The organism is Bowdeniella massiliensis, from assembly GCF_023634005.1.
Taxonomy (GTDB): domain Bacteria; phylum Actinomycetota; class Actinomycetes; order Actinomycetales; family Actinomycetaceae; genus Bowdeniella; species Bowdeniella massiliensis.
Window position 1 is genome coordinate 95,068 of sequence record NZ_JALIQR010000007.1, and the last position, 12,408, is coordinate 107,475.

11 protein-coding genes are annotated in these 12,408 nt (G+C 60.8%); 9 read left to right on the forward strand and 2 right to left on the reverse strand.

Translation table 11 applies throughout. The features are described 5' to 3' along the window. Positions 1-31 precede the first annotated feature (31 nt). Genes tatC through MUN85_RS06475 form a run of 5 tightly spaced genes read left to right on the forward strand, consistent with a single transcriptional unit; the run spans position 32 to position 6,740 of the window. A complete protein-coding gene (gene tatC, locus MUN85_RS06455) occupies positions 32-823 on the forward strand; it encodes a twin-arginine translocase subunit TatC (RefSeq protein ID WP_250505927.1) in 792 nt (263 codons plus the stop codon). Continuing rightward, entirely contained in the window at positions 813-1,733 is a 921-nt protein-coding gene (locus tag MUN85_RS06460; RefSeq protein ID WP_250505928.1) for a diacylglycerol/lipid kinase family protein, read from the forward strand. Before tatC ends, MUN85_RS06460 begins: the two co-directional genes overlap by 11 nt. After that, positions 1,726-4,419: a DEAD/DEAH box helicase gene (locus tag MUN85_RS06465; RefSeq protein WP_250505929.1), complete on the forward strand. Its 2,694-nt coding sequence runs from the start codon at positions 1,726-1,728 to the stop codon at positions 4,417-4,419. The genes MUN85_RS06460 and MUN85_RS06465 overlap by 8 nt, the downstream gene beginning before the upstream one ends. Positions 4,420-4,453: 34 nt before the next feature. Then, positions 4,454-6,025, forward strand: coding sequence for an apolipoprotein N-acyltransferase (gene lnt, locus MUN85_RS06470; RefSeq protein ID WP_250505930.1), 1,572 nt, complete (start codon positions 4,454-4,456; stop codon positions 6,023-6,025). After that, positions 5,994-6,740, forward strand: coding sequence for a polyprenol monophosphomannose synthase (locus MUN85_RS06475; protein ID WP_250505931.1), 747 nt, complete (start codon positions 5,994-5,996; stop codon positions 6,738-6,740). The genes lnt and MUN85_RS06475 overlap by 32 nt, the downstream gene beginning before the upstream one ends. A gap of 53 nt (positions 6,741-6,793) precedes the next feature. On the opposite strand, the gene MUN85_RS06480 is transcribed toward MUN85_RS06475, so the two are convergent. Next, a complete protein-coding gene (locus MUN85_RS06480) occupies positions 6,794-7,147 on the reverse strand; it encodes an RNA polymerase-binding protein RbpA (RefSeq protein ID WP_250505932.1) in 354 nt (117 codons plus the stop codon). A 130-nt stretch (positions 7,148-7,277) separates the two neighbouring features. Between MUN85_RS06480 and MUN85_RS06485 the strand changes: the two genes are divergently transcribed. From MUN85_RS06485 to lgt, 4 genes are all read left to right on the forward strand, one after another. Further along, positions 7,278-8,312, forward strand: a complete 1,035-nt coding sequence (locus MUN85_RS06485; protein WP_250505933.1) for an NAD(P)H-dependent flavin oxidoreductase — start codon at positions 7,278-7,280, stop codon at positions 8,310-8,312. 155 nt (positions 8,313-8,467) lie between these two features. Then, entirely contained in the window at positions 8,468-9,715 is a 1,248-nt protein-coding gene (locus tag MUN85_RS06490) for a YkvI family membrane protein (protein WP_250505934.1), read from the forward strand. Between the two features lie 107 nt (positions 9,716-9,822). Beyond that, a complete protein-coding gene (locus tag MUN85_RS06495) occupies positions 9,823-11,103 on the forward strand; it encodes a YkvI family membrane protein (protein WP_250505935.1) in 1,281 nt (426 codons plus the stop codon). Positions 11,104-11,131: 28 nt separating this feature from the next. Next, the gene (gene lgt / locus MUN85_RS06500) at positions 11,132-11,959 is read left to right on the forward strand and encodes a prolipoprotein diacylglyceryl transferase (RefSeq protein ID WP_250505936.1); all 828 of its coding nucleotides are present in this window, start codon (positions 11,132-11,134) and stop codon (positions 11,957-11,959) included. Here lgt and MUN85_RS06505 read toward each other — a convergent pair whose 3' ends face one another. Further along, on the reverse strand, positions 11,960-12,358 hold the full coding sequence (locus tag MUN85_RS06505) for a hypothetical protein (RefSeq protein ID WP_250505937.1): 399 nt from the start codon (positions 12,356-12,358) through the stop codon (positions 11,960-11,962). Positions 12,359-12,408 lie beyond the last annotated feature (50 nt).

Consider the following 12,408-nt stretch of genomic DNA (forward strand, 5'->3'; position numbering starts at 1 on the left):
CGCCGCTGCGCCCAAGGAGGACGCAGAATCGATGCGCCAGAAATCGCCCGACGGCCGGATGCCGCTGTTTGACCACCTGAAGGAAGCGCGCCAGCGCATCCTGAAGGCGGTTCTCGGCATGGTCCTCGCGGCCATCGGGGGCTGGTTTCTGTACCGTCCGACAATCGAGGTGCTCTCGCGCCCATTGAAACAGGTCGCGGCTGCCGAAGGCCGGCTCGCAGAGTTGAACTTCGGCACCGTCATCTCTGGTTTCGATATGCAGATGCGGGTCGCGCTCTACCTTGGTTTCTTCCTGTCCTCGCCCTGGTGGATCTACCAGATTTGGGCGTTCATCGCCCCGGGGCTGACGAAGAAGGAAAAGCGCTACACGTTGGCGTTCGCCGCGGCCGCCGTACCGTTGATGAGCGCGGGTGCACTCCTGGCATGGTGGGTGCTGCCGCAAGCCGTGCAGATCATGCTGTCCTTTGTGCCGGAGAATTCGGCGAGCCTCATGGACGCGAAGCTTTATTTCACGTTCTGTTTGCGCTTGATCGCGGTCCTCTCGCTCTCCTTCCTGCTGCCCCTCATCATGGTCGGCGTGAACATGGTCGGTCTCGTCTCCGGCCGCACCTACCTGTCGTGGTGGAAGTGGGCGCTCGTCGGTATCCTCATCTTCGCCGCCCTTGCCTCGCCCCTTGGCGACCCGTGGTCGCTCATGCTGCTGGCCACCCCCATCTACCTGTTGTATTTGTTTGCGTGCGGGATCTCCGTCCTGGTCGATCGTCGGCGTAGGAAGAAACTCGTGGAACGCGATGCGAAGATCGATGCCGGGCTTGGAATCTGACGCACCTATCCTCCTCGTAGCAAATCCGGCCTCGGGATCCGGAAAAGCACCGGCGCTGCTCGTCGAGGTGGCGAGCGCGCTGCGCTCGGTTGCGCCCATCGAGACGATCTGTCACCGATCGCTGGACGAAACCCATCGTGATCTCGCGGTGCACTGCCCGCGCGCTCGCGCCGTTGTCGCCATCGGAGGCGACGGACTCATCCACTGCATCGCGCAACACCTCACCGGTAGCCAGATACCGCTTGGAATCGTGCCCGCCGGCTCGGGTAATGACATCGCCCGAGCACTGGGGATCGCCGCCAAACCCCGCCCCGCAATTCAGGAGTTGCGCCAGGCCATGACCTGGCCCGAGCGCAGCCGCACGATCGATGTGCTGGACGTGCGCGGCGCGGACTTTTCCGCCTACGTCCTTGCCGTGCTCTCGCTCGGGCTCGACGCCAAGGTCAACTATCGCGCCGTGCATTGCACGAGTGGCTGGGGGAGCCTGCGGTATGTGGCGGCCCTCGTAGCAGAGCTGAAGAACCTCGCACCGGACGACTACACCATCCGCATCGATGACGGCGTTCCGCGGGAGTTCTCCGGCCTCCTCGCGGCCATTGCGAACCTGGGTTACATTGGCTCAGGTATGCACATTGCACCGATGGCCGATGCGCACGATTCGATCGCCGAGCTCATAACCGTCTCGGGGGTGTCACGCACGACGCTCGCAAAAGTCTTCCCGCGGATCTATCGCGGCAGCCATATGGACCATCCCGCGGTCGCGCACGCGCGGGGCCGCCGCTTCGAGATTGACAGCCCCTCGGACATCGTGGTCCACGGGGACGGCGAAGCGCTCGGACACATGCCCGTGACTGTCAGCGTTCTGCCGCAGGCGCTGACGATTTTCGCGGCTAAGGAGAATCGTGACTGACCAGAGCTACGACGACGTTGAGCTCTCGCCCGCTGAGCGCTACGCTGCCGCACGCAAACGTGCCGAGTTCGATCGGAGCGCGGTCGCGGCCTATCAGCGCACGCTGAACTTCGAGCTCGATGATTTTCAGAAAGAAGCCTGCCAAGCGGTGGAGGACGGCAAGGGCGTCCTCGTGGCGGCGCCCACGGGAGCCGGCAAAACGGTCGTGGGAGAGTTCGCCGCCTACCAGGCGATCCACGAGCGCGTGCGCCTCATGTACACGACCCCCATCAAGGCGCTGTCGAACCAGAAGTACAACGATTTCGTGAAAGTGTGGGGCGCCGAAAACGTTGGCATCCTCACGGGGGATGTCTCCATTAACGGTGACGCCCCGATTGTCGTCATGACGACGGAAGTCCTGCGCAATATGCTCTACCAGGATTCGCGCGACCTGGCCGACGTACGCTTCGTAGTGATGGACGAGGTGCATTACCTCGCCGACCGCTTCCGCGGCCCGGTGTGGGAAGAATGCATGATCCTGCTGCCCGAACGAGTCCAGGTGATTTCGCTGTCGGCGACGGTGTCCAATGCCGAAGAGTTTGGCGCCTGGCTGAGCGAACTTCGCGGGCACACCGAGGTCATCGTCTCCGAACACAGGCCGGTTCCACTGACCCAGCACATCATGGTCGGCCGACGCATGTACGACCTCACCCATCCTCGCGACCCGCTCAAGGTCAATCCCGAGGTCTACCGGGCCATCGGTGGCGGTGCGGGCCGGGGACGCCAACCCCGTCGCCGGCCGCGCACCTCTCGGCTCGACGTCGTAGCAACGCTGGAAGAGGCGGGTCTGCTGCCGGCGATTGTCTTCGTCTTTTCGCGTGCGGGTTGTCAGCAGGCGGTCGAAGAGTTGCTGGCCGCCGGTGTCGTCCTGACGACGCGCCGCGAGGCCGACGTCATTGGGGAGATCGTCGAACGCACGTGCATGGACCTGTCCGCCGAGGATCGCGCCGCAGTCGGATACGAGACGTTCTACCACGCCGCGACTCGGGGCATTGCCGCGCACCACGCCGGGTTACTGCCGATCTTTAAAGAATGCGTCGAGCAGCTGTTCGTCGCGGGCCTCATTCGGGTCGTCTACGCGACCGAGACCCTCGCGCTTGGCATCAACATGCCGGCGCGTTCGGTCGTAATCGAAGGCCTCATCAAGTGGGACGGCTCAGACCACGTCATGCTCACCCCGGGCCAGTACACCCAACTCACGGGTCGCGCCGGGCGGCGCGGGATCGATGTTGAGGGCCACGCCATCGTCGTCTACGACCCACGCATCAACGTCGACGCGATTGTCGGCCTCGCATCCAAACGCACCTACCCACTGAACTCGGCGTTTCGACCCACCTATTCGATGGCCGTTAACCTGCTAAGCTGGCTGACCGTCGCCCAGGCTGAGGGGATTTTGGAATCGAGCTTCGCCCAGTTCCAGGTCGATAGGTCGGTTGGCGGATTGGCCCGGCGGATCCGTAAGGAACGCCAGGCGTTGCAAGGCTACGAGAAAGCGCTCGACTGCGACTGCGGCTTCGTCGACTACCTGACGCTGCGCGACAGAATCTCAGCGCTGGAGAAATCCACGCGCAAGAAGAACCGGGCACTGCACAAACAGCTTGCCCTGGATAACCTCGCCGTCGGCGACGCGATCGAGTACCGGTTCGCTCGCCGCACCCACCGCGCCGTCGTCGTCGATACTCGCCACTCCGGAGCCCAGGGCACCGTGTTGACGCTCGTCGACAGCACCGGCAAACTGCGCACGATGACGGGCCACGACTTCTTGCAGGTCCCGACGACGATCGGGTTTCTCGGTTCGGCCTCCGGGTCGTGGAAGAGCCCGAAGGTTCGCAAACAGCTCGCCGCCAAGCTTGGAAAGATCGCTACGCGCAAGGGCGAGGCGATCGTTGCCAAGCCCCGCGATGAAGAGGTTGAGGACGAGCTCGCCGCACTGCGGGCGGAGCTGACCTCGCATCGCGCCCACCACTGCCCGAGGCGCAGCGATCACGAGCGGTGGGCCGCCCGCTGGCGCGATGTGCGCAAATCGTTGCGGGCAAACGAAACCAAGCTCGCGGAAAAAACGGAGGGGCTTGGCATCGCCTTTCGGCGGATTTGCGCCTACCTCATCGAGTTGGGATATCTCGACGAAGACTTCAGCCTGACCGCCAAGGGCGACATGCTGCGGCAAGTGACCGCCGAAACCGATCTGCTCATCACCGAGATTCTCAGCCGCGAAGTACTCGATGGGCTCTCCGCCGTCGACCTTGCCGCCGCCGCGACGATGTTCGTCTTCGTCTCCCGCGGCGAGGACGTGCGCGATCCGCTGCACCTGAAAGGTGATCTTGGCCGGGCGATCGACCAGATCCGATACGTCTCCGAGGATCTGCGTCAGGGCGAGGAACGCCATCGGATTGCGCCCATGCGGGTCGTCGACGACGGGCTGGTCACGGCCATGCGTGACTGGGCACGCGGCCTGCATCTGAATCGGGCGCTGCAAACCTCCGGCATCACGGCGGGCGATTTCGTGCGGTGGACCAAGCAGACCGCGGACGTGCTCGACCACATCGTCGCAGCCGCTCGAGCAGCCGGCAATGAGGACCTCGCCGAGCGAGGCAAGGCAGCACGAGACCTTATCTACCGCGGCATTGTTGCATGGTCGACTATCTGATCGACGCTGGCGCTCGATCCATTAGCATGGGGGAGTGCCTGCCCGATGTGGATTCCTTGCCCGAGTGATCCTCGCGGCTCTTGCGGGCGGCGTTCTTAATCTCGCCTTCCCGCCGTTGCAGTGGTGGTGGGCCGCGATCCTCGCGGTCGCCGTGCTACACCTGTCGTTCGTGCAGCAGAAGGCGGGCCGAACCTTCCTGCTCGGCACCGTCTTCGGACTGGCGTTCTTCCTACCCTTGCTGTGGTGGTCGACGATCTCGGTCGGCAACTACATCCCCTGGCTCGCGCTCAGTATTGCTCAAGCACTAGTCCTTGGATTGTATGGTTTGCTGCGCAGTTGGGCTATCCGCGGCGGCTGGTTCACGCTCGGATATTCCGGCGTGATTGATGCGCTCGGGTCTGCGGTGCTGTTTGTCGCGCTCGAGGCCGTTCGTTCCAGAGCTCCCTTTGGTGGATTCGCTTGGGGTCTGCTCGGCTACTCGCAGATCGAAGGCCCGCTTTCGCGCCTTGCCGCCTATGGCGGGACGACGCTCGTCGGCTTCGTTGTCGTTGTCGCAGGAGTCTTGCTCGCACGGACAATCGACGTCGCGGGGGAGCGAGGCAACGTTTTCCTCTGGCGCGGGATTCAGATTGCCGCGGTGGCGCTGCTGCCGCTGCTGGCCTCGCTCGCGCCGTTATCGAGCCGGGCGGAGCAGGGGCACATGACGGTCGGACTCGTGCAGGGTAATGTGCCACGGCCGCCGCTTGCGACGTTTGTCGAGCAGGCTCGCAAGGTCACGGACAATCACCGGGACGAAACACTGCGGATGCTGGAGCAACACGACGATATCGATCTCATCGTCTGGCCCGAGTCGGCAGCGGACCTCGATCCACGGGTCGATGCGCACGCCGCGAGGAGCGTGACACAGGCCGTTCAGGCGGCCGGCGTACCCATCATGGTCGGAACGCAGGAGTTTTTTGAACACTCGCGCGTCAACCAGCACGTCGTATTTGTCCCCGAGGGTGAGTCGATCGCGGTTCATTCGAGTTACACCAAGCAGCATCCGGTTCCGTTCGGCGAGTACATTCCGTATCGAGATTTCTTTGCCAAGATCAGCTCAGATGTTGAAAAGGTTCAGGTCAATATGGTTGCCGGTGATAAGCCGGGAATCCTCGACGTGACCATCGGCGATCGGGTAGTGCGGCTCGGGGATGCGATCTGTTTTGAGATATCGGTAGAGGATATCGTGCGCGAATCGGTGGAGCTGGGCGCCAAGGTCCTCATCGTGCCGACGAACAACGCCTCCTTCGGGGATTCTCAGGAAGCGGCCCAGCAAACCGCGATCACCCGTTTTCGAGCCATCGAGCACGGTCGCAGCGCAGTGCAGGCCTCGACCGTCGGCATTAGCGCGATCATCGATCCGCGCGGTCGAGTCATTGACTCGACTGAGCTGTGGACTGCGAACCATCTTGTAGCCAAGATTCCGCTGCGGGAGTCCCTCACGGTCGCGGACCGGTTGGGGATTGCTCCGGTTCTAGCTTCCGGGGCTCTCGCACTAGGCTGGGTGCTATCCGGCATCATTTCAGGAGGCATGCGTGCGCGCCGTCGTCATTATTCCGACATATAACGAAAAGGAGAACCTGCCGGTCATCGTTCCGCAGGTTCTTGAACTAACGGACGCCGATATCCTCGTCGTCGATGATGGTTCGCCCGACGGCACGGGAGACATAGCAGACGCATTAGCAGCCGAGCACCCGCGAGTGCACGTCATGCATCGAACGGAGAAGGGCGGACTCGGCAGGGCGTATGTTGCCGGGTTTGGTTGGGCGCTGGCGCGCGAGTACAGCCATATTGTGGAGATGGATGCCGATCTGTCGCATCGGCCCGTTGACTTGCCGCGGCTGCTGCGGCGGGCCTCACGGCCGGATGCGCCGGATCTCGTCATTGGGTCGCGCTGGGTTGCCGGTGGCGGGATTGAGAACTGGCCCATGCATCGGCTGCTGCTATCACGCGGCTCCAACTTTTACGTCCGAGTCCTGACGGGACTGAAGGTCAAGGATGCTACAGCAGGTTTCCGCGTGTATCGGCGCGAGATCCTCCAAGCCATTGACCTCAGCACAGTGGAGTCGCAGGGATACTCCTTCCAAGTCGATATGACGCTGCGAGTCGATGATGCCGGCGGTCGGATCATTGAGGTTCCGATTCTGTTTGTGGAGCGCACCCTTGGTGCTTCGAAAATGGATGGTCCAATCATTAAAGAATCGGCCCTTCGCACGGCGTCGTGGGGGATTGAACGCCGCTCTCGCCAGATCGCCGCGCTGCGAAAGAAGTTCCAGCGATAAAAAAAGACGCCGGTACCTGATTGACAGGTACCGGCTGACTTCTCGGTGGCCAGTTATGCCGAACGGCGGCGCAGTTTTCCTGCCCGCAACAGCTCCAGGCGCTCATCGAGCAGTACCTGAAGGTCGTCCATCGTGCGGCGCTCCAGCAGCATGTCCCAGTGGGTGCGCTGGGGCTTGACCGGCTTTGTCGGTTCCGGGCGCTCGTGCTCCCGTAGAACAGCTTCCTTGCCACACTGGCATTCCCACACCAGGGGGACTTCAGCTTCTGCAAACATCGTCACCTCAGTGACGTGGCCACAGTCCTCACAGTCGTAGTGGACGGTAATTCGGTCGGCGAATTCAACGCCAACATCGCTTTCCATGCTTCGGGAACCGAGGCTCATTCCGCGTAGTGCGCGCTCTGCCATACTCTCTCCCTTCCAAGCCTTCGTTACCAGGACACAGTGTCCGGGCATACGTAACCTTGAACCAGTTCGAACGGGGATCTATTCCCACCTTGGCACAACTCGATTAAACGAGCTAACCGACGGAGATGAGATGACACACCATTCAGGCGCTAAAGTTCCGATCGTTGCAGCTCCGATGGCGGGTGGGCCAACAACGCCGGAGCTATGTGCGGCGGTCGCGGATGCGGGTGGCGCGGGTGTGATTGCCGGCGCTGATCGCAGCGGCGAAGAGATCGCCAAGGATCTGGCGGAGACCCGAAACCTCACGCGTGGACCGATCGGCGTGAATCTCTTCGTGCCCGAGCAAGTAGCGGACTTGCTAAGCGCGCAAAGAGAATTTTCTCAGTATCGATCATATTTAATGAAATCCTATTCGGAGCTGCCTGTCCCGTGGCCAACCTTCGAGGAATGTGCGCATTCGTGGTCTAACCGAGATCAGCTTGAGGCTCTCGTCGCGGCGCCACCGGACTTCGTCTCCTTCACCTTTGGCTACCCAGACGAGGAAGCTCAAAAGGTCGCTGAATCCATGGGTCTACCTGTGTGGGTGACGTGCGCCAATCGAGAAATGATCGATGAAGCGCTCCGACGAGGCCTGGGGGCGCTGATCGTCCAGGGCGCGGAAGCCGGCGGCCACCGTTCAGTTGCCTCAATGATGGATGACCCCTGCAACGAAACCACCGCAGAGCTCGTCGAATATGCCGCCGCAGCGGGCGCACGCCGCCTGACGGCCGCAGGCGGAATTCGTTCGGGTCGCGACATCGCGACCATGCTGAGACATGGAGCGGAGCAGGTCCAAGTCGGAACCATGTTCTTGGCGACGGATGAATCAGGCCTTTCTGACGAAGGTAAAGATTTGGTAACAAAGGGCGGGGGAGTAGCGCTGACGAGATCCTTCAGTGGGAGACCAGCCTCGGGACTCACGTCGCTCGTTTCGGACGAGGCCGTACCACCAAAGCTCTACCCGCACATCAATAAGCTGACGGCTCCGCTGCGCGCATGGGCGTCAGCCAACCGCGAGGTTGAGTGTCAGTCGATCTGGGCAGGTGACCCGTGCCGCAATGTTGCGCGCGGCTCAGCAGCCGAGATCGTTCAGCGCCTCACGAGAGAGCTGGAAGAGGCTGAATAATCGCGGGTAACGACCCTAAGCCGCCATTAGCCTAGTTCCGATAATGCATATTATGACACTTTGGTTTTGGGGTGTCCGGGAGGGTCTTGGTGCGCGATCCCCTGGTCCCGACTACTCTTGCGGGTGATCCCTTCACCTGAGAAAGAAGCTCTCCCGTGCTTAGGCGCACCATTACTACAGCGCTCGCAGTTGTCGGCCTTGCTGTTGGCGCTGGCTTCGCCTCCGGCCGCGAAGTCATCCAGTACTTCGTGTCCTTTGGAATTCCCGGCCTTGTCGGTGCTGTCTTGGCTGCCGTCCTCTTTTCGCTCATGTGCATGGTTGTCCTGCAGCTTGGTAGCTACTATCGCGCTAGCGAACACTCGGCTGTCTTCAATGCCGTGACGACGCCCTTTTTGTCTCGGGCGCTAGATCTGTTCATTATTTTCACGCTCTTTGCTACGGGCTTTGTCATGATCGCCGGGGCCGGCGCGAACCTCAATCAGCAGTTTTGTGTCCCCGTCTGGTTTGGATCGCTGGCACTTACGCTGCTCGTGATTGTCGCCGGAATGCTCGATGTGAGGCGCGTCACAGAGGTGATCGGTGTGATCACCCCAGTGATCGTCGTTTTCATCATTGCTGCGGGGATTTACTCCTTCACTCACCCTGCCGGCACGCTGAGCGAATTGGCTCCCGTAGCCTCCCAGATTCCCTCCACGCTCCCGAACTGGTTGATTTCCTCTCTGAACTACGTCGCGATGGGCTTTGCCCTCGCGGTTTCGATGGCGATCGTCATGGGAGGTGACATGCTCGATCCGAAGTCAGCGGGACGAGGTGGCCTTCTTGGAGGCGCAACATACGGCGCTCTCCTGCTGATCACGACATTCGCCCTCTACTTCAACGTCAACTATGTGGCATACGCCGAGATGCCGACACTGCAATTGGTCAACTTCATCCATCCGATCGCTGGGACGGTCATGTCAGCGGTCATCTTTGCGATGATCTTCAATACGGCGATTGGTATGTACTACGCACTCACCTCGCGCGTAGTAGCGAAGCGTCCGGAACGATTCCGCCCCACCATCGTCGTGCTCGCTCTGGCTGGTTTCGCCGTCAGCTTCGTCGGTTTTGGGAATCTCGTGTCCTACCTGTTCCCGGTGATCGGCTACGTGGGGATCGGCATTTGCCTTGTCATCGCCGCCGGCTGGTTGAAAGCGCGGCCCTCCATTGTGGAAGAGATCGAACGACGGACCCGTATTCGTCAGCTCTTTCGAAAGAAGCTCGATAAATCCCAGCCCTATTCCCCGGCTGAAGAACGTCACCTCCGCAAGGAAATCCACGCATCCAATCTGGACAATGACCAACTATGGCGTGATGTCAGCGACGAAGTCACCGCTGAACTGGCCAAGAATAGCGACCAGAACTAGCGCGCTGCGAGTGTGATCTTGGCTCCAAGATCACGAGATCACACAGCCACCTTGCAAGTCCTTGCATACGAGAAATGTCGGTTATCGATCTTGGAAGGACTCCCCTCGTGCTCAAACGCACCGTCATGACTGCGCTCGCATACGTTGGACTTATGGTTGGAGCGGGCTTCGCCTCCGGTCAAGAGGTCTTGCAGTACTTCGTTTCTTTCGGTATCTGGGGCATTGTTGGCGCGATCGTCGCCGCACTCGTACTCGCCCTCACCGGCATGATCGTGCTGCAGCTGGGAAGCTACTACCGAGCAAATGAGCACTCAGTCGTCTTTGGGGAGATCTCCCATCCGCTTCTTGCTAGGGGCCTTGACGCGTTCATCACCTTTACGCTGTTTTGCATTGGTCTCGTTATGATTGCCGGCGCGGGAGCCAACCTCGAGCAACAGTTCGGCCTGCCTGTTTGGGTCGGCTCCGCGATCATGGCGCTGCTGTGCATTGCTGCCGGACTGTTAGACGTGGAGCGCGTCGCCACCGTTATTGGTGCGATCACACCTTTCATTATCGTGCTGGTCGTAGCAGCGTCGAGCTACGCGATCGCCTCGGCAGACTCGTCTCGCAGTCAGCTTGATTCGCTTGCGGCAACCATTCCATCGACCCTGCCGCACTGGACGCTGTCCTCCCTCAACTATGTTGTCCTCGCGCTAGCGCTCGGAGTCTCCATGGCCATCGTCATGGGAGGTGACCAACTCGACCCGAAGTCAGCGGGGCGTGGTGGTTTGCTTGGCGGTCTCCTCTTCGGCGGCCTCCTCACCATCGCGGCGATTGCCCTGTACGCACAACTCGGAAGCGTCATCGACCAGCCCATGCCGATGCTCGAACTCGTAGATTCGATCCATCCCGCAGCGGGACTCATCATGGCGATCGTCATCTTCGGCATGATCTTCAATACGGGTGTCGGCATGTTCTATGCACTCGCCCGACGGGTTTCTGTCGCAAAGCCCGGCAGATTCTTTCCCGCCCTCGTGATCTTTGTACTCGTGGCCTTCGCCGGAAGCTTCGTTGGTTTCACCTCGCTGGTTGCCTACCTATACCCGATCATTGGCTACGTCGGACTCCTCCTCATCGCCATTCTCGTCCTCGCCTGGCTTAGGCAGCGCAGCGATATTGCCGAAGAAATCGAACTTCGTTTCCACATCCGCCGCCTAGCTCGCAAGAAACTCCAACAGGATCTGCCCTTCTCCCCCGCTGATCAGCATCACCTTGATAAAGCAATCAGTGAATCAGTCGTTGATGACCAAGAACTACGACGAGATGTCGCCCTGGAGGTCAAAGACGAGATCGATGCCGATCCAGAAGCTGAACTCGACGCCTCCAAACTGCCACCTCTGTCCTCGTAGAGGGCAGCAGGTCGCGTAAGGTGACACTGTGAAGTTCCCCGATATCGATCCGGCCATCCACATTGGGCCGCTCACCATTCACTGGTACGGCGTCATGTATCTCGTTGGCTTCGCCCTTGCGTGGTACCTCGGAGTGCGCCGCGCCAAGAAACCTGGCTCTGGCTGGAAGCCAGACGAGGTCGCAGACCTCATCATGTTCGCAGCCGTCGGTGTGGTCGTCGGAGGCCGACTAGGGTACGTGCTGTTTTACGGCCTGAGCGAGGCGATCGCAGATCCGCTCTGGATCTTCCGCCTCAACGAAGGCGGCATGTCATTCCACGGCGGATTGCTCGGAGTCTTGATTACTATCTGGCTGTTCGCCCGTCGAACGAAACGCAAGTTCTGGGACGTCACAGACTTCATTGCGCCCCTTGTCCCCCTCGGTCTTGGCTTCGGGCGGATCGGCAACTTCATCAATGGAGAGCTGTGGGGCAAAGAGACAGACCTGCCTTGGGGAATAATCTTCCCGAGTGGCGGCAACGTGCCGCGCCACCCATCGATGCTCTACGAAGCATTCTTGGAAGGCCTCGTCCTCTTCATCATTCTCTGGTGGTTTTCTTCCAAACCGCGCCCCCGCCGAGCGGTGTCCGGCTTGTTCCTTGTCGGCTACGGCGTCTTCCGGTTTGCTGTTGAATTCGTGCGCATTCCGGATGTCCAACTCGGCTACATCGCCTTCGATTGGATGACTATGGGCCAGATTCTGTCACTGCCCATGATCATCATCGGAATCTGGCTTCTCGTTAATTCTTACCGCAATCCCCGCTACCCCGAGCCTCGAGAAGAAGAACTCGAGGATACCGAGAGCAAGGAGGGCTAACTAGCGCCCCTGGTCGAGTGAGCCAGCTGAAAGTACCGCTTCGATCTGGTCCAGGGCGTCTTGCTCGGCCTGGCTCGTTCCTCGGGACGCTTGCGCGGCTGCGCGCGTAGCTTCCCGTACGGCCTCCCGATACGCTTGAGCTGTATCTCCGCCCTTGGTATCAACTACCACCAGGGCCTCACGTAAGGCGGTCAGTTCCGATCTGGGATGAATGCGGGGAAGGTCGAATTCGGAGAAGATCTCCTTCAACTCCGGCGGGAGCGACTTCAACGTTTTGCCTGCGGCGGCCGACTCCTGGAACATCGCGATGATGCCCGAATCTGCCTTCGATACAAGGGCGACGGCTGCCATCAGGCCAGCACGAATCGCATCGGATTCTTCTTCCGTGTATTGGCTCATGCCACCATCATGAAGCGGGCCTTGCTCCGGTGTCTGCAAAGTCGCTAGCC

Coding starts and splice junctions, on each gene's coding strand:
- tatC (WP_250505927.1), top strand. CDS start 32: ATGCGCCAGAAATCGCCCGACGGCCGGATGCCGCTGTTTGACCACCTG.
- MUN85_RS06480 (WP_250505932.1), bottom strand. CDS start 7,147: ATGGCAGAGCGCGCACTACGCGGAATGAGCCTCGGTTCCCGAAGCATG.
- MUN85_RS06485 (WP_250505933.1), top strand. CDS start 7,278: ATGACACACCATTCAGGCGCTAAAGTTCCGATCGTTGCAGCTCCGATG.
- MUN85_RS06505 (WP_250505937.1), bottom strand. CDS start 12,358: ATGAGCCAATACACGGAAGAAGAATCCGATGCGATTCGTGCTGGCCTG.